This window comes from Hansschlegelia zhihuaiae (assembly GCF_004103825.1).
In the GTDB taxonomy this organism is placed as follows: domain Bacteria; phylum Pseudomonadota; class Alphaproteobacteria; order Rhizobiales; family Methylopilaceae; genus Methylopila; species Methylopila zhihuaiae.
Map to the genome: position 1 here is coordinate 98,328 of NZ_RYFI01000017.1, position 18,217 is coordinate 116,544.

The window sequence follows — 18,217 nt, forward strand, 5'->3', positions numbered from 1 at the left end:
GGCAGAGAATGCGGCGGCGAGCCAGGCTCGCCGCGCGTCAGGCGGTATGGTCGCGGATGCCGTAGAACACCAGCACGCCGATCGCCCAGGCGACGGTCGAACAGACCAACACCAGCAGCACCATCTGCAGGCGCGCCGGATAAAGCGAATCCTCCGGCAGATACGGCTCGACATAGGTCGCGAGATAGCGGGACTGCTGCTCGGCCCTCATCCGCGCGGCTTCGACCGCCGTCGTCGCCGCTTCATAGGCCTTTTGCGCGAATTCGCGCTCGGTCTCCAGCCCCTCGAACTCGTTCAGGGAGGCGGACATGAGCTCCCGCTGACCGGAGTTCTGCAGCGAGCCGATCTTGGCCCGCTCCTGTTCGATCTGCGAGCGCAACGCGTCGGCCGTCTGGCGCAACACGCGCACGGACGGCGAATCCTTGTTCAGGAACGCCGTGCGGCCGGCGATATCCGCCTCCTGCTTGGCGAGCTCCTGCTCAAGACCCGCGATCAGCGTGCTTTTGGCCGTGGCTACGGTCATCGGGTCGGTCTGACCCTTTCGGTCGCGATAATCCTGCACGGCCTTACGAGCCATTTTCAGCCGAAGCTCGGCGCGCGCCTGCTCCTGCTTGGCGAGCGCGATCGCGTCCTCCCGCGCGCGCTCCGAGAGCTTGTTGACGAGCTTCTCGCTTTCCCGAACCGTTTCGCGCGCGATCCTGAGCGCTTCCTCCGGGGAGAACGCACGAACCGTGAAGGTGATGGTGCTCGAAATCGGCTCGAAATAGTTCCACGACACGGAGTTCCAATAGGTCGTCAGGTGCTCGAGCGTGTCCTCGAAGTCATAGGGGCGGTATTTCGCGACGAAATCGGCCTTGTCGCTGGTGTAGACCCCGCGCAGGTCGAGCGTCCGTTGGAGATTGCCGACGAGCTGCGAGCTCTCGATGAACTGCGAGACGATATAGCTGTCGGAGGTCGTGCTGGTGGCCGCCACGCCGAGGCCCGTCAGCATGCTCAATGCGTCGGCCGGCGAGGCCATGTCGTCAGCGCCGCGCACCGCGAACCGCGCTTCGGCGACATACTGGGGAGCGGCGATCAGGCCGTAATAGATCGAGGCCAGCACGGTCGGCAGTCCGATCGCGAGCAGCGCCGAAATCTTGATGAGATTGGTCTTGCCCTTGGCCGTCGCGGGGCTCGCCGCCCGCACCGGACGCGGCGCCTCGGGCCCCAGAGGCGCTCGGCCCGGAAGCTCACGACGCGGCATCGGCACGACTGTGTTGGCCTGCTGCCCGGGAGCCGTCGGCACGGGGGCGGGCGCTGACGCGGCCATAGCGCGTTGAAGTCGGCGCGCCGCGCGGCCGCCCACCGTCGACTCGGTCCGCTCGCCGCCCCCTTGGGGCTGCGACGCGTTCGCCCGTTCGGCGCGCGCTTCCCGGCGCGAGCCGACCTCGCCGGCAAGCTTCGCCGGCCCCGCCTCAGCGAGGCTTTTCAAGATCGACCGCGCTCTGGCGCCGAGCGGAACGTCGCCGCCGATTGGGGTCGCGCGATTTTCTGACATTGCGGGTGCGCGCCTCGTTGTCGGCGATCTGGCGATACGCCTCGGCCGCCTCGGTGAAATCAGTATAGAACGTTAGCGAACCTTGGTCGAGGACCAATCCCGCGTCGCAATATCCAGCGACCATTTCGGGCCTCGTCGTGGCCCAGACGACGGTCGCGTCCGCCGTCCGGTCGGCGATCGCCGCGTCAATCTTGGCGACGGTCTCGGGCGGCGCGTTCGGCAGCTTCTCGTCGACGAAATAGTGGTCGAACTGAAGCGCGAGGGTAAGACCCAGCTGCAGCGCCTTTCGGTCGACGGCGAGGTAGTTGCCCAGCATCTTGCCGCGAACGGCCCGCACGCCGCTGAGCTCGATCGCGATCCGGGCCACCTCGTCCGCTTCCACCCCGTAGACGCGCGCGAGGAAGGTGGCGTTCTGGCGGAGCGTCGCCCTGGAGTCCGTGAAGTTCGAATAGTCGAACGGCCAGCAGGGTTTGCCGATGCGGCGCACCGCGCCCTTGTCGGGATCGACCACCCCGGACAGCAGGCGCAACACCATGGTGTTGGCGCTGCGGTCGGCGCCGAGCAGCGCGATCCTGCCGCCGACCGGGATCTCGACGCTGACGTCCTTGAGGACCCATTCCTCGTTCTGGTCCGGCCTGCGATGCTCTTTCCAGACGTTGTGAAGCTCAAACATCGCGCCCGCCACGTCGTTGGGCGCAGGCTGGAGCCCGAAAGCCGCTTCGCATCGCGGCCTTCGGCGCTTCGAGCGGATTTGATCGGACGAGCGTCAAGTCGGATTGACCGTCGGCGCGAGACGCTAAAGGGCGGAACGGCATCGTCCCCGAAAGGCCCGATGATATCGGCGAGATCATGGCCCGCCACGGACGCAGGTCAAGCGCAACGGGCGGGCGCCCGCGGCGCTTCAGGCCGAAAGTCTTGCGTCGCCGCATGAGAGAGCGTCCGCGACCGCGGCGCGGATCTGGTCAAGAGAGAACGGTTTGGTGACCACGTCGTGGATGAGGGCGTCGAGATTCGCGGCGCGCTCGCGCTGGTCGGCGTAGCCGGTCATCAGCAGGATCGTCATGGCCGGACGTTCGCGCGCGGCCGCGAGCGCGAGCGCGATGCCGTCCATCACCGGCATGCGGATGTCGGTGAGCAGCAGGTCGAAGCCCTCCGGCTCGGCCGTCAGCTTGTCGAAGGCGTCGGCGCCGTCGATCGCCGCCGTCACCTGATGGCCGTCGAGTTCGAGCGCCCGCTTGACGAAGGCGCGCACGGCGTCCTCGTCGTCGGTCAGCAGAATGCGCGCCATCGGCCGCCTCCCTCAACTCGCTTCGTCGGCGTCGACCTCGACCACGCCGACGAAAGGCAGTTCACGATAGGCGTGGGCGACATCCATGCCGTAGCCCACGACGAATTGGTCCGGACAGCGAAAGCCCACGAGATCGGCGTCGATGCGGACGGCTCTCTTGTGCGGCTTCTCGAGAAGGACGCAGCTCAGCACCCTGCGGGCGCCGCGCGCGGCCATCAGGTCCTTGGCGAACGCCAGCGTGCGGCCCGACTCGAGGATGTCGTCGACCAGCAGCACGTCGCGGCCCGCTATGTCGCTGTCGACGTCATGCACGATCCGGACGGCGCCTGTCGACGCCGTCTGGTCGCGATAGCTCGACAGCGAGATGAACTCGACCTCGGGCGCGAGACCCGCGGCGTGCAGCGCGCGGATCAGGTCCGCGGCGAACACGAAGCTGCCCTTCAGAACCGCGACGACCAAAAGACGCTCGGTCCCGAGCGCCGCTATTTCGCGCGCGAGATCAGCGTTCCGCTTGGCGATCGCTTCCGCGGAGAACAGCACGTTGACGCGGCGGCCCATCGGCCCTCCAGTTCAAAATCAGCGGGCCGCCGAGGCGACCAGGTCCCGACGCGCGAGGAAGCGCACGGCGATGCCGCGGCCGTCGGCCGGCGGCGAAGCGAGGCGAGCCCGGAAGGCGGCGCTTTCGCCCGGCGCCAACTTGGCGCGCGCCGCCACCGTGGTCCAGGCATAGAGTTCGCGATCGCCGCCGCCCGTGACGGCGAGACGCAGGCGCGGCACGTCGACCGCCTCGCGGGAATCATTGCGCACCACGCCGGTCACCAGCAGAAGCGGCACCCCCTCCTCGATCTCCTCGACGGATTTCAGCTCGTCGATCGAAAGCCCGCGGACGTTCACGGGCAGCCCAACCGCGGCGTAGAGCGAGGCGAGCGACGGCGCGGCGCGCACCAGCGCGACACGTTCTCCGACCACGATTCCGCAGGCCGCGACTCCGAGCGCCGCAGCGACGGCGACAGGCCGCACCTTCAGGATAATCCTACGGCTCGGCCGTCGCGCGCGACGCGGCGCCGCCGTGCTCGGCAATCGGCTGCGGGGAGCGAACCAGCGCCGAGCGCCCACGGCCGCCTCGGCCTGGCCGGCGTCCGGAGCCGCCCGCTGTCGCTCGGCTTCTACGCTGTCGACCGCGTCGATGAAATGCGCGTCCTCGAGGCTCGGGATCGGATCGAGCTCAACTTCCGGGGCGCCCGGCGCGATGAGCTCGGGTTCGGGTTCGGGGCTCGCGAACCACTGCGTGCGGCAGCGCGCGCAACGGACTTTCCGGCCGCCCCCGAGGGTCTCGGGGCTGATGCGGTAGCTCGCCTCGCAGGATGGGCAGGTTATGGTCATGGCGTCCGATCGGGCGCGCCGGCGCGAGCGGGTTTCGGGCGCACCGGAGAGGCGTCGTCCACGACCTCGCCACTTTATCGTTAATGGCTCGTTAAAATCTCCCCGCCACAAGGGGGGCTACGCTCTTGATCGTCGCTGGAGGCGCCGCCGATGCTGCGATTCGAGAATGTCGGCCTGCGCTACGGCCTCGGCCCCGAGGTGCTGCGCGACCTGACCTTCGAGATCGAGCCGAATTCGTTCCAGTTCCTGACGGGACCGTCGGGGGCGGGCAAGACCTCGCTGCTGCGCCTGATGTTCCTCGCGCTGAAGCCCACGCGGGGCCTGGTCAGGATTTTCGGCCGCGACATCCTCACTTTGCCCCAGCGCGAATTGCCGTCGCTGCGCCGCCGGGTCGGCGTGGTGTTCCAGGACTTCCGGCTGCTCGACCACATGACGACCTATGAGAACGTCGCGCTCCCGCTCCGCGTCGCGGGCCGCGAGGAGGCGAGCTATCGGGCGGAGGTCGTGGAGCTCCTCGGCTGGGTGGGACTCGGCGAGAAGCTCGACGCGCTGCCTCTCGTGCTCTCGGGCGGCGAAAAGCAGCGCGCCGCGATCGCCCGGGCGCTCGTCGCCCAGCCGGAGCTGCTGCTCGCCGACGAGCCGACCGGCAATGTCGATCCGCAGCTCGCCCGCCGCATCCTCAGGCTGTTCGTCGAGCTGCACAAATCCGGCACCTCCGTGGTCATCGCGACCCACGACATCGCCCTCATGGACCTGGTGGACGCGCGCCGCCTGGTGCTCCATGACGGCCGCCTGCACGTCTACGAATGACCGCCCGGCAAGGCGCGGCGCCCGCCGACCGGCGCCCGAACCCTGCACCTTCCGCGGCCGCCGCGCCGCAAGTCCGTGAGCAGTCGAAGCCCGTCAGGTCCCCCCAGCGGCGGCGGCTCGGCCCGATCGTGCCGGCCTCCTCGGTGTCCGGCCGCACCCTGATGATCGTGATCGCGATCATGACCTATCTCGCCTCGCTCACCGCGGGCGGCGTCGACCTGACGCGGCGCACCGCCGCCGGCTGGGAGCGCGACGTCGTGCGCGAGACCACGGTGCAGATCCGCCCCGCAGAGGGCCGCGACCTCGACGCCGCCGCTGCGACCGTCGAGCGGCTCGCCCGCGCGACGCCCGGCGTCGCGGACGTCCGCGCCTATTCGGACGCCGAGACCGCCCGTCTGCTCGAGCCCTGGCTGGGCTCCGGGCTTTCGCTCGCGGAGCTTCCGATCCCGCGGCTCGTGGTCCTGAAGCTGGCGGAGGACGCGGCCTTCGACCCGGTCGCCTTCAAACGGACGCTGGAGCGCGAGGCGCCGGGCGCGACGCTCGACGACCACCGCCGCTTCCTCGACCGGCTGGTCGCCATGGCGCGCGCCGTGGTGTGGTTCGGCGTCGCGGTGCTCGCGCTGATGCTCGCCGCGACCGTGCTGTCGGTGGTGTTCGCGACCCGCGGCGCGATGGCGTCGAACCGCGACATCGTCCAGGTCCTGCATTTCGTCGGCGCGCGCGACAGCTATATCGCCCGGCAGTTCCAGAGCCGATTCCTGCGGCTCGGGCTGAAAGGCGGGCTGGTCGGCGGAGCGGCCGCGATCGTGACCTTCCTGATCGCCGAGCTCATGACCTCGCAAGGCGTCGGCAGCGCGACCGTAGACCAGATGGATGCGCTGTTCGGCGCCTTCGAGATCGGCGCCTCGGCCTATGCCGGGGTGGTGGCGATCGTGCTTTTGATCGCGCTTCTGACCGCCGTCACCTCTCGCGTCACCGTCTACCGGGCCTTGCGGGCGATGAACCGGTGACGCTCGATGTGGCGCGCCCACAGGGCCCCGCGGCCGCGCTTGCCGCGTTTCGCCGCAAGGCGCAGTGTGCCGATGTGAACCGACATGTCGCACATGGCGTCGCAAGCTGATTCTTCCTCCGAGCTCGCCGGAACAAAGACCGCGGAACGGCGCGGTCCGTCGACCTTTCGACGGGCCGCGCTGGCGTCGTTCGCGCTCGGCGTGGCGTGCGCCGCGATCGCCTTCGCCGGCTTCCTGAACTTCGTCAGCCTCGTGCCCGTCGGCGAACAGCCGACACCCACGAAAAGCGACGGCATCGTGGCGCTGACGGGGGGAGCGGAGCGGCTCTCGGACGCCCTCCGGCTGCTGGCCTCGGGCCGCGGCCAGCGCCTGCTGATCTCGGGCGTTCACCCCGAGACGACCGAACGCGAGCTGGCCCGGGCGCAGCCCGATTATCTCGCCTTCGCGCGCTGCTGCGTCGACCTCGGACGGCGTGCGCTCAACACGGCGGGCAACGCGGTCGAGACGCGGCGCTGGGCCGTCCGCCACGGCTTTCGCTCGCTCATCGTGGTGACTTCGGGCTATCACATGCCCCGCACGATGATGGAGCTCGCCCGCGAGATGCCGAACGTCGACCTGATCCCCTACGCGGTCTCGACCGAGCGCCTGCGAGGCGATTCCTGGTGGCGGGACTACCAGACCACGCGCGTCCTCGCGGCCGAATACGTCAAATATGTCGCGGCGCTGGTCCGGGTCCGCCTGGCGCCGAGGCTCGCCAAGACCGAGACGGTCGAAAGCCGGGACCACGCGCCCGGGTCGGGCTCCTGACGATTCCGTCGACGATGCGGAACGCCCACGAGGGCGCCGCCCCAAACGCCGCGCCGCGCGCCGGACGCCGCGTCAAAGGGCGCGCGGTCGTCTTCGACGTGGCGATGGCGACGCTGGTCTGCGTGGTGGCGCTGGTCACGGGTCCAGCGGCGCTCTTCCTGCGCCGCGACCGGGTGGCCGGGATCGCCAAATGGTGGTGCCGCGCAAATCTCTGGCTGTTGCGCCGCATCGTCGGGATCGAGCTGGAGATCCGCGGCGTCGAACACGTCCCGACAGGGGCCGCGCTGGTCGCGGCCAAGCATCAGTCCGCGCTCGAAACATTCGGCATGATGCCCTGCCTGCCCGACCCCGCCATCGTGCTGAAGAGAGAGCTCACGTGGCTGCCGTTCTTCGGCTGGTTCCTGCTGCGCATGAAGATGATCGCGATCAACCGTGCGACCGGCGCCGAGGCGCTCGCGCAGATACTGTCGCAGGCTGGCGAGGCCGCGGCCGAGGGCCGGCAGATCGTCATCTATCCGGAAGGCACACGACGCAAGGTCGGCGATCCGCCGCGCTACAAGCAGGGCGTCGGCCACCTTTACGACCGCCTCGGCCTCCCCTGCGTCCCCGTGGCGGTCGACACCGGGATCTTCTGGCCGAAGGGGACGATCGAGCGGCGCCAGGGCCGCGCCGTGGTGGAGTTCCTGGAGCCGATACCGGCAGGACTGGGCCGCGACGTCTTCCAGCGGACCCTGCGGGAGCGGATCGAGCAGGCGACCGGGGCCCTTATCGCCGAAGCCGAAGGACGGGCGCTCGAGTCCCCCGCGCCACAGTCGGGAAGCATGTCGAACTCACAACCTTGACATGCGGTAAGTAGAAACCCCTAGTTGACATCTTCCGGTCGCGTGGTGATTCGCCATGATTCGGCAGACGTCAGACCAAGCTCTTCTCAGGGCCGTGGCGGAGCTCGCCCCCGCGCACACGTCTCCTGAAGACGACGGGCTCGCGCTCGTCGCGCGGGAGGGCGACTTCGACGATCGCTATCGGGTCTGGCGCGGTCGCTCCGGCCGCAAATATCTCGTGACCGTGATGCCTTTAAGCGACGCCATGCGCGCCGAGAACGCCGTCGTGCTGCTCGTCGCGCTCGACGACGAAGGCGGCCGCCGGATCCTCTGGGCGGGCGAGAGCGGCCAGCCGACGCCGGGGCTCGAGCTGTCGCCTGGCGTGGCGCTCGAAGCCCACGCGCATCTTCTCGCGCGGACCGCCTGCCGTCGCCGGACGGCGATCGACGACCTCGTCAACGGCGCGCAGTCCTATTCTTCGGTGCTGACCGTGAGCGCGGCGGCGAGCCACGCCAAGGTCGGGTCGACGACGCCGAGGCGGTCGAGTTCGCGAGCCGTGTTCACGACATAATCCGGATTGGGACCCGCGAGCCCCACGCTGCCGGAGATCCGGCTCAAGGTCTCTTCCGGCGACAGCAGTCCGACATATTGTGGGTGGTCGCGGTCAACCACATAGGCGACCGCCTCGACCCTGCGGCCGTCCGCGAGGGTCGCGGACAAGACCGTCTCGAGATAGACATGGGTGACGAGCTCGCGCTCGCGGAGATAGGCGAGCACGCTGTCAGCATGCGCGGCCTCGACGCGGAACGCGACGCCCTGGCAGGAGCCTCCCTGGTCGAGTCCGAGCACCAGTCCCGGCCGCTCCGGCGTGCCCCGGTGGCGGTGCGACTCGATGCAGAGCGCGCGGTGATAGCCGTCGACGCTCGCGGGCGCGTGCTCGACGGCTTCGAAGCCCGGGCGCCACATCAGCGACCCATAGGCGAACACCCACAGGTCGGAGGCGGTCGGCGCCCCGGCGCCGCACAGTTTGGGGCCTTTCTTCATTCGGCCGCTCGCATCGGGCGCGAATCGCCCCGACGCTTGACGGCGCGGGACGCGCATGTCTCGGCTAACAGTCCGCCGGCGCGCCGACAAGATCGGTCGCCGCACCGCAACATAGCGCTTCACAGACTTCATGACGGACGCACCCTCGCCCGCGCCTCAGCCGTCCCGCCGCGGCGGCCTGCGCGTCTTCGCGCCGACCGCCGCTTTGCTTGTCCTCGCGTTCGCCTGGACCGGCTTCTGGTTCTTCGCCGCCGACCGGGCGGGCGACGCGGTCGACGTCTGGCTGAAGCGCGAGGCGCGCAGCGGCCGGGTCTATGATTGCGCCGAGCGCCGCATCTCGGGCTTCCCGTTCCGCATCGAGCTCGAATGCACCAACCCGACCGCCCGGTTGCCGGGCGACGGCGGCGAGGTGACGGCGAGCGCGCCGCGCTTCGTCGCGGTCGCGCAGGTCTACGACCCGAAGCGGCTGATCGGCGAGCTCACTGGGCCGGTCGCGATCACCGGCGCGGACGGCTCTCGCGCGGATCTGGCCTTCTCCCTCGCCCAGGCGAGCGCGCGGATCGAGGGCGAGCGCGTCGAGCGCGGCTCGATCGCGGTCACCGCGCCGCGCCTCGTCGTCGACCAGACGGAGATCGGCACGGCGCGATCCGTCGAGGCGCATCTGCGCCGGGCGCCCGACGGCGAGGCGGGCGCTTACGACGTCGCAGCCGCGCTCGACGCGGGGGGCTCGCCGGCGCTCGACATGGTCCCGCTCGGCGCTGGACCGGTCACCCTCGAGTTCCAGGGGCGGGCGACCGGACTCGACGACCTCAGGCCGCGCCCGACCTCGGAGCGGCTCAGGGCCTTCGCCGAAGCCGGCGGCCGGCTGAAGGTCGCGGTCGCGAAGGCGACCCGCGGCGACGTCGCGGCCGACGCCAAGGGCGATCTCTGGCTCGATGTGCAAGGGCGCGCCAATGGCGCGCTCGACGTCACGGCGCGCGGGATCGACGGTCTGGTCAAGTCGCTGTTCGCGGGCGACGAGGGCGGCGCGCTGTCGTCGCTGCTCGGCGCCAGCGCGAAGATGCTCGGACGCAGGGCCGAGCTCGACGGCCGGCCGGCCACGACCTACCGGCTCCCCCCCCACAAGGGCCGCGTCTCGCTCGGCCCGATCCGCCTGACGCGGCTGCCACCGGCGTTCTGAGCCTTTAGAGCCGCGTAAGCCCCCGCGTCTTGGCGGCCGCGTCCAGGAAGCCCTTGGTGGTGGCGAACAGTTCCGGCACCTCGAGCAGGAAGGCGTCGTGGCCCTTGTCGGTCGCGATCTCGACGAAGGAGACGTTGGCGGCCGCCGCGTTCAGGGCGTGCACGACCTGGCGCGCGCCCTCGGTCGGGAACAGCCAGTCGGAGGTGAAGGAGACCACGCAGAACCGCGTCTTCGTGCCCATGAAGGCGTTGGCGAGCGAGCCCGCGTCGGCCGCGAGGTCGAAATAGTCCATCGCGCGGGTGACGTAGAGATAGGAATTGGCGTCGAAGCGTTCGACGAAGCTCGCGCCCTGGTGGCGCAGATAGCTCTCGATCTGGAAATCGGCGTCGAAGCCGAAGGTCCGGGCGTCGCGGTCCTGCAGATTGCGGCCGAACTTGGTCTGGAGCGCGGGCTCCGACAGATAGGTGATGTGCGCGGCCATCCTTGCGACGGCGAGGCCCTTTCGCGGGGTCGCACCCTCGACGAGGTAGCGGCCCTCCCGCCAGTCCGGATCGGCGGTGATCGCCTGCCGCCCCACCTCGTGGAACGCGATGTTCTGGGCGGAATGCTTGTGCGCGGTCGCGATCGGCAGCGCGGAGAACACGCGGTCCGGATGGCGCGCCGCCCATTGCAGGACCTGCATGCCGCCCATCGAGCCGCCCGCGACGCAGAACAGCGTCTCGATCCCGAGATGATCGATCAGCATCGCCTGCGCGTCGACCATGTCGCGGATCGTGACCAGCGGCAGATCCAGCCCGTAGGGCTCGCCGGTCGCGGGATTGGTGGAGGCCGGGCCCGTCGTGCCCATGCAGCCGCCGACGACGTTCGAGCAGATGACGAAGAAGCGGTCGGTGTCGATTGGCCTGCCCGGCCCGACCATGGTCGACCACCAGCCGCGCTTTCCGGTCACCGGATGAAGGTTCGCGACATGCTGGTCGCCCGTCAGCGCGTGGCAGACGAGGATGGCGTTCGACTTCTGGGCGTTGAGCTCGCCATAGGTCTGGTAGGCGATGCGCAGCGGGGCGAGCGTCGAGCCGGATTCGAGCTGCAGCGGCCGGTCGAGCGTCACGACCGGCGAACGCGGCTCGTCGGCCTCGCGGCGCGCCGCGGCGTTGATCGACAGCTCGAGCGTCGTCTGGTTCATGGACGAAGGGTGAAGCGCCGGGCGGCGCCTGTGTCAATCTCTTGCGGAGGCCGGAGCGCCCGGCCCGTTCAGCACGGCCGCGCATTGCGCCGGCATGCGAGCAAGCGTGAGCGGCGGCGCGGGCTTCGGCGGGACCTTGGGCGGGGTCGGGAACAGGCGGCCGGGGGTGAACCACCAGTCCAGCGCCTTGCCGCAGCCGTCGCCGGGCACGACGTCCGCCTGGCTCTTGCACTGGGCGTCGCCACCGGAGCAGCCGAGGCGGACGTGATAGTGGTAGTCGTGACCCCAGACCGGCCGCACCTTCTGCAGCCAGGCGCGGTCATTCCCGGCGTCCGTGCAGAGCCGTCGCTTGATCGCCGGGTTGACCAGGACGCGCTCGACCTCCGGGTCCTGGGCGGTGATCTTCAACACCTGCAGGGTGTTCTTTGTGTAGTACTCGTTGAGGTCGATGCGGTTGGCGGCCACGATCGTGGTCGACATGATCTGTTCGCGCGCCGGCATGGTCATGGCGGCGGTCGGCATGGGCCGCAGCCAGACGTCGACGTCGAGCCCGATCTGGTGCGAGGCGTGGCCCTTCAGCATCGGGCCGCCGCGCGGCTGCGACATGTCCCCGATCAGCAGCCCCGGCCATGAGGTCTGGGCGGCGACCTTCTTGGACAGCCGCTGCACGAAGGCGACCAGCTTCGGCCGCCCATAATACCGGTTGCGCGACGGGCGCATGACCTGCCAGGTCGGCCCGCTCAGGGGCAGCGGGACGCCGCCCGCGAGACAGCCGTTCGAATAGAAGCCGATCGAGGCGTCCCTGCCGACGCTCGGCGTCTCGACGCGGCCGAACAGTTCCTTGGCCGGCGTCGACGCCGTGACGGATGAGAGCGGCGGCGTGGAGTAGCCCGGCGGCGTGACGTCCTGCGCGAAGGCGGGAGACGAGGTCATGACCCAGCATGCCGACAAGACGATCGATGCCAGATGCGGCCATAGGACCCCTCGAAGCGCGCAGCACGCGGACGGTAGCCGCGTCACATCCTCGCCTCCGTCCGCCGGACCTCGATGGCGTCCCAGGTCATGGCCGCGACGTCGGGACCGCCGAGCCGCTTGACCGCGCGGATGCCGGTCGGCGAGGTCACGTTGATCTCGGTGAGGAAGCCGTCGATCACGTCGATGCCCACGAAGACGAGCCCGCGGCGCTTGAGCTCGGGGCCTATGGTCTCGCAGATCTCGCGCTCGCGCGACGTCAATTCGGTGGTCTGCGCCGCTCCGCCGCGGACCATGTTGGAGCGCAGGTCGCCGGGCGCCGGCACGCGGTTGACCGCGCCGGCGAACGCGCCGTCGACCAGCAGGATGCGCTTGTCGCCCTTCGAGACGGCGGGCAAGAATTTCTGGACCATCCAGGGCTCGCGGAAGCTCGTCGAGAAAAGATCGATCAGCGAGCCGAAATTGAGGTCGTCCGAGGTCAGCCGGAACACCGCCGCGCCGCCATTGCCATAGAGCGGCTTGACCACGATGTCGCCATGCTCGGCGCGGAACGCCTCGATTTCGGCCTTGTCGCGCGTGACCAGCGTTGGCGGCATCAATTGCGGGTAATCGAGGACGAAGATCTTCTCCGGCGCGTTCCGCACATGGGCCGGGTCGTTCACGACAAGCGCGCGGGGATGCACGCGCTCCAGCATATGGGTCGTGGTGACATAGGCCATGTCGAAGGGCGGGTCCTGCCGGAGCAGCACCACATCGGCCTCGTCGGCGAGCGAGATCCTGGTCTCGTCGCCGAGCCGCGCATGGTCGCCGACCTCGTCCCTGACGGTCACGGGCCTGACGCTCGCGAACACGTCGCGGCCGATCTGGGAGAGCCGGTCCGGGGCGTAGACGCAGAGCTCGTGGCCGCGCGCCTGCGCCTCCAGCATGAGCGCGAAGGTCGAGTCCCCTCCGATGTTGATCCGTTCGATCGGATCCATCTGCACAGCGACGCGGAGCTTCATGGCAGGCCTTAAAATCCGAAGGCGTTTTGCAGGTGGCGCGGCAGGCGGCCGGGCGCGACGAGCACGACGTCGAAGGTCACGACATATCCCGCATAAGCCGGCCGTCGCGCAAGGAAGGCCTCCGCGCCGCGGCGGATGCGGGCCTGCTGGCGCGGCGTCACGGCCGCGGCCGCGGCCGCGAAATCCGCGCGCGCCTTGACCTCGACGAAGGCGAGCGTGCGGCCACGCAAGGCCACGATGTCGACTTCGCCCGGCCCCTCCGCGAATCGACGCGCGACGATGCGCCAGCCCTTGAACCTGAGCAGCCAGACCGCGATCGTCTCCGCCGAGAGGCCGCGCCGGAACGCCCGGACCCGCTCCGGCGCGGCCATGGGCTCAGCCGTCAGCCCGGTTGAGCGCCTTGGCGAGCTCGATGGCCCGGCCGTAGACCTCGCGGCGCGGCGCGCCGGTTGCGGCCGCGACCTCGGCGACCGCGTCCTTCACCGAGGCGCGCTTCAGCGCCTCGCCAAGCGCCGCGTCGAGATCGTCCGCGGCCGGCGCGGACGCCTCCGGCGGCGGACCGATCACCAGCGCGATCTCGCCCTTGGGCGCGGGCTCGGCGCCCAGCGCAGCCGCGAGTTCGTCGAGCGGGGCGCGCCGCACCTCCTCGAAGCGCTTGGTGAGCTCGCGGGCGAGCGCGGCGGGCCGAGGCCCGAGACCCGCGGCGAGGTCGGCGAGCGCGGCGGCCACGCGCGGCCCAGTCTCATACAGAATCAAGGTGCCGGGGATCCTCGCGAGCTCCGCGATCCGGTCCCCGCGCGCCTTCGATTTCGGCGGCAGGAAGCCCTCGAAGAAGAAGCGGTCCGTCGGCAGCCCAGACAGCACCAGCGCGGTCAGCGCCGCGGAAGCGCCAGGAGCCGCGGTGATCGCGGCCCCGCTCCCGATCACGTCCCGCGCCAGCTTGTAGCCCGGATCGGAGACCAGCGGCGTGCCGGCGTCGCTCACCAGCGCGAGCCGCGCCCCCTCGGCGAGCCTCGCCAGAATCCGCGGCCGCATCTCGGCGGCGTTATGCTCGTGATAGGCCGCGAGCGGCGTCGAGATTCCGTAATGCGACAAGAGCTTGCGGGTCACGCGCGTGTCCTCGCAGAGCACGAGGTCGACGCCCGCGAGCGTCTCGAGCGCCCGGATGGTGACGTCGGCGAGCGCGCCGATCGGGGTCGCGACGACGTGAAGCCCCGGCAAAGCGCGCGCCGCCGTCACCCGCTGGCCGGCGAGCAAATAGCTCCCGGCCGCCCCGCTGGCGTGGTCATCAGGGGTATTCGAAGAGGGATATCGGCGCGCAGGCCTTGGCATGGATACGCTCGTCTTGTACTCACGGGCGAAGTTTACCGGGCGCAAGGGCCGCTGCAAATCGGCCCCGTTCGGAGCTCACCATCGGGGCATTGGGCGCGAGAGCCGGCGGGGCGGCGTTCGGTCAGGAGCGGTGGCGGACATGTTTCTCGTTTCGCGGTCCTTCCGGCGCGGGCTCTTGGCCATCGCCGCCTGCGCGCTGCTGTCGGCCTGCGGCTCGGACATGGACGACGATCGCGCCGCGCTCGACCCGCTGCCCGAAGCCGCGCCGACTCCGAAGGTCGAGAGCAAGCCGCTCGAGCAGGTGGTCGGTCAGGGCTCGGTGAAAGTTGCGCTGGTGCTGCCGCAGGGGGCGTCCGGAAACGGCGGGCAGGCCGCCAGGTCGATGAGGAACGCCGCCGAGCTCGCGCTGGCCGAGTTCAACACGCCCGACGTCCAGCTCATGGTGAAGGACGACGGCGGCACCGCGCAGGGGGCGCGCGCCGCGGCGCAGGCGGCCGCCGACGAGGGCGCCAAGCTCGTGATCGGGCCGCTCTTCGCCCATTCGGTGGCGAGCGCCGGCCAGGTCGTACGGCAGCGGAACCTGCCGATGCTCGCCTTCTCCACCGACCAGAACGTCGCCTCGCGCGGCATCTACCTGCTGAGCTTCATGCCGGAATCCGACGTGAACCGGATCGTCTCTTACGCCGTCGCGCAGGGAAAGCGCTCCTTCGCGGCGCTGCTGCCGGAGACCGGCTACGGCTCGGTGGTCGAGGCCGCCTTCCAGCAGGCGGTCGCGAAGGCCGGCGGACGCGTCGTGGGACTGGAGCACTACTCCTCCGACAAGGCCAAGATGTCCGAGGCGGTCGCACGCCTGTCCTCGACCCTGCCGCAGGCCGACGCCCTGCTCATTCCCGACACGGCGTCCGACGTCCAGGCGGTGGTCGGCATGCTTGCGGCGAACGGCGTCAACCTGAAGCGCCTGCAGCTGCTCGGCACCGGACTCTGGGACGATCCGGCGGTCGCGCAGGACGCCAGCCTCTCGGGCGCCTGGTACGCGGCTCCGGACGATCGAGGCTACAAATCCTTCGCGCAGCGCTACCGCGCGAAATACGGCGCCGATCCGGTCCGCACCGCCTCGCTCGCCTATGATGCGACCTCTCTGGTCGCCGCGCTGGTCAAGACCCAGGGGCCGAACGCGTTGACCGACGAGGCCTTCACCAATCCGTCGGGATTCTCGGGGGTGGACGGGACGTTCCGCTTCAGGCCGGACGGCGGCAATGAACGCGGGCTCGCGGTCTATCGCGTGCAGGCCGGCGGCGCGACGATGATCAGCCCCCCGCCGACGAGCTTCGAGGGCCAGACCGCGCAGGCGGGGCAGAGCCAGGCGAACTGATCCGAACGGCGGCTCGCGACGCTCTCTCGCGTCACCAGATGCGCGTGACCGAATAACCGGCGCGGCGGATCAGTTCGACCAGCCCGCCCTCGCCCGGAAGATGCAGGGCGCCTACGGCGAGGAACGCTTCCCCCGCCGACAGGATCGGCCGCGCCCGCTGCAGCATCGCGATGTTGCGGCGGGTGATGAAGGCAGCGAGGAAATCCGCGTAGCCGTCGACGTCGAACACCCCGGCCCAGATCGGGCCGCGCATGGCCAGCAGATAGCCGATGCGGCGCGTCGTGTAGAGGCCGGTGATGGTGCTCTCGACGTCCTCGGGCCTTAGGTCGCGCTCGGTCGCTTCGCGCATCATCCTGAGCGCGACCTCGTCGGGGATCGACGCCAGCGCGTCGACCTGCTCGACGGGGCTTTCGAGCGCGACCAGCGCCGCGCCCTGCTCGACCGCGAAGCGCTCGATGCGCGCATCCGCGGTCTCGGGGTCGACGCCCGCCTGGCCGCTCGAGCAATGCGAGCGCGACAGCGCGAGCGCGAGGTACCAGGGCTGCAGCTGCTCGACCACAGTGGGCGGGATGCCGATGCGCGCGACGCGCGCTTCGACCCGCTCGCGGACGTCCGTGGGCAGCGCGCCGAGCGAATCACCCTCGGGACGGAAGGAGCGGTTCGCGACCAGACGGCGCAGCTCGTTCGCGACCTTGCGCGTGCTCGCGCCGGGGAGCTCTGTCGCGACCACCCGGGCCCGCCGGAGCGCGCGCAGCACCAGCTCGTCGAACGATTTCGCGACCGGCTCGCTCGAATGCATCGTGCCGAAAAGGTAGGAGGCCTTGCCGCCCTTCCCCTCGATCCGCCACAGCAGCCCCTGCCCGTTGGCGACGGCGCGCGCAGAGCTCTCGAACCGCTCGAAGCTCGCGGCGTCGCTCGATTGCAGCGCCTTGACGAGATCGACGCCGACGCATTCGGCCGCCCTCATCACAGGGGGCGAGCCCGAGGACTCGTCGGCACGCTCGGCGTCGCCAGAGCGCCAGCTCTGAGGTTGTGAGGCTGGAGCCGCAGGCTGAAGTTGCGAACGCGTCGGCGAAGCCATGGCCTCGCCCGCTTGTGCGGACCAGGCGAACCAAACGGTCGAGAGCGCCACGACGGTCAGTGCGACTGCACCACGCGCCAATGTTCGAGAACGTCCAGGGGCCGCATCCGCCATTTGGAGAATGATGCGCGCTCGCAGCCGGGGCGCCAATCAGATTCTTTTGAGACGTTCAAGACGGGGCGCGTGGGTCACAGGCGCCTCACTCCGCGGCGTCTGCCGGCGCCCCGGCGAGGTCGCGCCAGCTCTCGATCGTCGAATCGGCGCGCATCTCGTAGATGATGGGCGCTCCGGTGAAGAGCTCCCGCTGCAGCAGTTCCTCGGGCGTCAGGCGCTCGAGCGTCATGATCAGCGCCCGCAGCGAATTGCCGTGCGCCGTGACCAGAGTGGTCTTTCCATTCAGCACCTGCGGCAGGATCTCACGGACGAAATAGGGCAGCGCGCGCGCCACCGTGTCGCGCAGCGACTCGCCGCCCGGCGGCGGCACGTCGTAAGAGCGCCGCCACATGAGCACTTTCTTGTCGCCCCAGGTCTTGCGCGCGTCGTCTTTGTTGAGGCCGGTGAGCTCGCCATAGTCACGCTCGTTTAGCGCCTCGTCCTCGATGACCTGAAGATTGCGCTGGCCGAGCTCGGCGAGAATCAGCTGGCTGGTGCGCTGGGCGCGCTGGAGCTTCGAGGTGAAGGCGACGTCGAACTTCAGGCCCTCGGCCTTCAGCCGGCGCCCCGCCTCGATCGCCTCCTCGACCCCCTTCTCGGTGAGGTCCGGGTCCTTCCAGCCGGTGAACAGGTTCTTGAGGTTCCACTCGCTCTGGCCGTGACGGACGAGGACAAGGCGTCGTTGCATGCGGGCGGGCTCCGGAGCGAGACAGGGCGCGACGATCCCTTAGCTCAGCCGCGCGATAAATGCGACGGGCGAGACGCTCACGCGTCCGACAGGCCGAGCACGTCAGCCATCGCGTAATGGCCGGGCTTGCGGCCGCGGCCCCAGAGCGCGGCCTGCACGGCGCCGCGGGCGAAGATCATGCGGTCCTCGGCCCGGTGCCCGAGCTCGACCCGCTCTCCCGGACCCGCCAGGATCACCATGTGGTCGCCCACCACCGTGCCGCCCCGCAGCGTCGCGAAGCCGATTGCGCCCTCCGCTCGCGCGCCGACATGGCCGTCGCGCGAGCGCACCGCATGTTCGGCGAGCGCGATCCCGCGTCCCTCGGCGACCGCCTCGCCGAGCATCAGCGCGGTGCCGGACGGCGCATCGACCTTCGCCCGATGGTGCATCTCGACGATCTCGACGTCCCAGGCCGGCCCGAGCGCACGCGCCGCCTGCCGGGCGAAGCCCGCGAGCAGATTGACGCCGAGGCTCATATTGCCCGAGCGCACCACCGCCGCGTGGCGGGCGGCGGCG

Annotated in this window: 21 protein-coding genes; 7 read left to right on the plus strand and 14 right to left on the minus strand. The window is 70.1% G+C overall.

Annotated features, from left to right (window positions below; genetic code table 11):
• Positions 1–37: 37 nt before the first annotated feature.
• The 5 genes from EK403_RS16875 to EK403_RS16895 all read right to left on the minus strand — a co-directional run bounded on the left by EK403_RS16875 (position 38) and on the right by EK403_RS16895 (position 4,208).
• Positions 38–1,285 (minus strand): KpsE/RkpR family capsule polysaccharide export protein, encoded by a 1,248-nt coding sequence (locus EK403_RS16875; protein WP_128778634.1) that lies wholly within the window; start codon positions 1,283–1,285, stop codon positions 38–40.
• A 169-nt stretch (positions 1,286–1,454) separates the two neighbouring features.
• Positions 1,455–2,210: a P-loop NTPase family protein gene (locus tag EK403_RS16880; RefSeq protein WP_128778635.1), complete on the minus strand. Its 756-nt coding sequence runs from the start codon at positions 2,208–2,210 to the stop codon at positions 1,455–1,457.
• Between the two features lie 228 nt (positions 2,211–2,438).
• On the minus strand, positions 2,439–2,825 hold the full coding sequence (locus tag EK403_RS16885; protein ID WP_128778636.1) for a response regulator: 387 nt from the start codon (positions 2,823–2,825) through the stop codon (positions 2,439–2,441).
• A 12-nt stretch (positions 2,826–2,837) separates the two neighbouring features.
• Entirely contained in the window at positions 2,838–3,383 is a 546-nt protein-coding gene (gene hpt, locus EK403_RS16890; RefSeq protein WP_128778637.1) for a hypoxanthine phosphoribosyltransferase, read from the minus strand.
• Between the two features lie 18 nt (positions 3,384–3,401).
• Complete coding sequence (locus EK403_RS16895) at positions 3,402–4,208, minus strand: zinc-ribbon domain-containing protein (protein ID WP_128778638.1); 807 nt, start codon at positions 4,206–4,208, stop codon at positions 3,402–3,404.
• Positions 4,209–4,358: 150 nt separating this feature from the next.
• On the opposite strand from EK403_RS16895, the gene ftsE reads away from it, so the two are divergent.
• The 5 genes from ftsE (at position 4,359) to EK403_RS16920 (ending at position 8,227) form a co-directional block, all read left to right on the plus strand.
• The gene (ftsE, locus tag EK403_RS16900; protein WP_128778639.1) at positions 4,359–5,018 is read left to right on the plus strand and encodes a cell division ATP-binding protein FtsE; all 660 of its coding nucleotides are present in this window, start codon (positions 4,359–4,361) and stop codon (positions 5,016–5,018) included.
• The gene (locus EK403_RS16905) at positions 5,015–6,028 is read left to right on the plus strand and encodes a cell division protein FtsX (RefSeq protein ID WP_128778640.1); all 1,014 of its coding nucleotides are present in this window, start codon (positions 5,015–5,017) and stop codon (positions 6,026–6,028) included. Before ftsE ends, EK403_RS16905 begins: the two co-directional genes overlap by 4 nt.
• A 93-nt stretch (positions 6,029–6,121) precedes the next feature.
• Positions 6,122–6,835: a YdcF family protein gene (locus EK403_RS16910; protein ID WP_128778641.1), complete on the plus strand. Its 714-nt coding sequence runs from the start codon at positions 6,122–6,124 to the stop codon at positions 6,833–6,835.
• 14 nt (positions 6,836–6,849) lie between these two features.
• Complete coding sequence (locus EK403_RS16915) at positions 6,850–7,677, plus strand: lysophospholipid acyltransferase family protein (protein ID WP_128778642.1); 828 nt, start codon at positions 6,850–6,852, stop codon at positions 7,675–7,677.
• A gap of 55 nt (positions 7,678–7,732) precedes the next feature.
• On the plus strand, positions 7,733–8,227 hold the full coding sequence (locus EK403_RS16920; protein ID WP_128778643.1) for a hypothetical protein: 495 nt from the start codon (positions 7,733–7,735) through the stop codon (positions 8,225–8,227).
• Here the strand turns inward: EK403_RS16920 and EK403_RS16925 are convergent.
• Complete coding sequence (locus EK403_RS16925) at positions 8,128–8,700, minus strand: gamma-glutamylcyclotransferase (protein ID WP_128778644.1); 573 nt, start codon at positions 8,698–8,700, stop codon at positions 8,128–8,130. The two genes, EK403_RS16920 and EK403_RS16925, sit on opposite strands and share 100 nt — an antisense overlap.
• A 130-nt stretch (positions 8,701–8,830) precedes the next feature.
• On the opposite strand from EK403_RS16925, the gene EK403_RS16930 reads away from it, so the two are divergent.
• On the plus strand, positions 8,831–9,880 hold the full coding sequence (locus tag EK403_RS16930) for a DUF2125 domain-containing protein (protein ID WP_128778645.1): 1,050 nt from the start codon (positions 8,831–8,833) through the stop codon (positions 9,878–9,880).
• A 4-nt stretch (positions 9,881–9,884) separates the two neighbouring features.
• On the opposite strand, the gene metX is transcribed toward EK403_RS16930, so the two are convergent.
• The 5 genes from metX to rsmI all read right to left on the minus strand — a co-directional run bounded on the left by metX (position 9,885) and on the right by rsmI (position 14,368).
• Positions 9,885–11,063: a homoserine O-acetyltransferase MetX gene (gene metX, locus EK403_RS16935; protein WP_128778646.1), complete on the minus strand. Its 1,179-nt coding sequence runs from the start codon at positions 11,061–11,063 to the stop codon at positions 9,885–9,887.
• Between the two features lie 33 nt (positions 11,064–11,096).
• A complete protein-coding gene (gene mepA / locus EK403_RS16940; RefSeq protein WP_128778647.1) occupies positions 11,097–11,996 on the minus strand; it encodes a penicillin-insensitive murein endopeptidase in 900 nt (299 codons plus the stop codon).
• A gap of 83 nt (positions 11,997–12,079) precedes the next feature.
• Entirely contained in the window at positions 12,080–13,036 is a 957-nt protein-coding gene (gene gshB / locus EK403_RS16945) for a glutathione synthase (protein ID WP_128778648.1), read from the minus strand.
• A gap of 8 nt (positions 13,037–13,044) precedes the next feature.
• On the minus strand, positions 13,045–13,407 hold the full coding sequence (locus tag EK403_RS16950; RefSeq protein WP_128778649.1) for a YraN family protein: 363 nt from the start codon (positions 13,405–13,407) through the stop codon (positions 13,045–13,047).
• Positions 13,408–13,411: 4 nt separating this feature from the next.
• A complete protein-coding gene (gene rsmI / locus EK403_RS16955; protein ID WP_128778650.1) occupies positions 13,412–14,368 on the minus strand; it encodes a 16S rRNA (cytidine(1402)-2'-O)-methyltransferase in 957 nt (318 codons plus the stop codon).
• A gap of 139 nt (positions 14,369–14,507) precedes the next feature.
• Here rsmI and EK403_RS16960 point away from each other — a divergent pair, with 139 nt between their 5' ends.
• On the plus strand, positions 14,508–15,740 hold the full coding sequence (locus EK403_RS16960) for a penicillin-binding protein activator (protein WP_128778651.1): 1,233 nt from the start codon (positions 14,508–14,510) through the stop codon (positions 15,738–15,740).
• A gap of 31 nt (positions 15,741–15,771) precedes the next feature.
• On the opposite strand, the gene EK403_RS16965 is transcribed toward EK403_RS16960, so the two are convergent.
• From EK403_RS16965 to dapB, 3 genes are all read right to left on the minus strand, one after another.
• Positions 15,772–16,707, minus strand: coding sequence for a TraB/GumN family protein (locus EK403_RS16965; RefSeq protein WP_245479755.1), 936 nt, complete (start codon positions 16,705–16,707; stop codon positions 15,772–15,774).
• A gap of 313 nt (positions 16,708–17,020) precedes the next feature.
• Positions 17,021–17,662 (minus strand): 2,3-bisphosphoglycerate-dependent phosphoglycerate mutase, encoded by a 642-nt coding sequence (locus EK403_RS16970; RefSeq protein WP_128778653.1) that lies wholly within the window; start codon positions 17,660–17,662, stop codon positions 17,021–17,023.
• A 77-nt stretch (positions 17,663–17,739) separates the two neighbouring features.
• Positions 17,740–18,217 (minus strand): 4-hydroxy-tetrahydrodipicolinate reductase (dapB, locus tag EK403_RS23345; RefSeq protein WP_245479756.1); only part of this gene is annotated, 478 nt, incomplete at its 5' end.

Bases quoted from the DNA above. Each gene is read 5' to 3' on its own strand.
- EK403_RS16880 (WP_128778635.1), bottom strand. From the start codon at position 2,210: ATGTTTGAGCTTCACAACGTCTGGAAAGAGCATCGCAGGCCGGACCAG.
- EK403_RS16885 (WP_128778636.1), bottom strand. From the start codon at position 2,825: ATGGCGCGCATTCTGCTGACCGACGACGAGGACGCCGTGCGCGCCTTC.
- hpt (WP_128778637.1), bottom strand. From the start codon at position 3,383: ATGGGCCGCCGCGTCAACGTGCTGTTCTCCGCGGAAGCGATCGCCAAG.
- EK403_RS16895 (WP_128778638.1), bottom strand. From the start codon at position 4,208: ATGACCATAACCTGCCCATCCTGCGAGGCGAGCTACCGCATCAGCCCC.
- ftsE (WP_128778639.1), top strand. From the start codon at position 4,359: ATGCTGCGATTCGAGAATGTCGGCCTGCGCTACGGCCTCGGCCCCGAG.
- EK403_RS16905 (WP_128778640.1), top strand. From the start codon at position 5,015: ATGACCGCCCGGCAAGGCGCGGCGCCCGCCGACCGGCGCCCGAACCCT.
- EK403_RS16910 (WP_128778641.1), top strand. From the start codon at position 6,122: ATGGCGTCGCAAGCTGATTCTTCCTCCGAGCTCGCCGGAACAAAGACC.
- EK403_RS16915 (WP_128778642.1), top strand. From the start codon at position 6,850: ATGCGGAACGCCCACGAGGGCGCCGCCCCAAACGCCGCGCCGCGCGCC.
- EK403_RS16920 (WP_128778643.1), top strand. From the start codon at position 7,733: ATGATTCGGCAGACGTCAGACCAAGCTCTTCTCAGGGCCGTGGCGGAG.
- EK403_RS16925 (WP_128778644.1), bottom strand. From the start codon at position 8,700: ATGAAGAAAGGCCCCAAACTGTGCGGCGCCGGGGCGCCGACCGCCTCC.
- EK403_RS16930 (WP_128778645.1), top strand. From the start codon at position 8,831: ATGACGGACGCACCCTCGCCCGCGCCTCAGCCGTCCCGCCGCGGCGGC.
- metX (WP_128778646.1), bottom strand. From the start codon at position 11,063: ATGAACCAGACGACGCTCGAGCTGTCGATCAACGCCGCGGCGCGCCGC.
- mepA (WP_128778647.1), bottom strand. From the start codon at position 11,996: ATGACCTCGTCTCCCGCCTTCGCGCAGGACGTCACGCCGCCGGGCTAC.
- gshB (WP_128778648.1), bottom strand. From the start codon at position 13,036: ATGAAGCTCCGCGTCGCTGTGCAGATGGATCCGATCGAACGGATCAAC.
- EK403_RS16950 (WP_128778649.1), bottom strand. From the start codon at position 13,407: ATGGCCGCGCCGGAGCGGGTCCGGGCGTTCCGGCGCGGCCTCTCGGCG.
- rsmI (WP_128778650.1), bottom strand. From the start codon at position 14,368: ATGCCAAGGCCTGCGCGCCGATATCCCTCTTCGAATACCCCTGATGAC.
- EK403_RS16960 (WP_128778651.1), top strand. From the start codon at position 14,508: ATGTTTCTCGTTTCGCGGTCCTTCCGGCGCGGGCTCTTGGCCATCGCC.
- EK403_RS16965 (WP_245479755.1), bottom strand. From the start codon at position 16,707: ATGAGGGCGGCCGAATGCGTCGGCGTCGATCTCGTCAAGGCGCTGCAA.
- EK403_RS16970 (WP_128778653.1), bottom strand. From the start codon at position 17,662: ATGCAACGACGCCTTGTCCTCGTCCGTCACGGCCAGAGCGAGTGGAAC.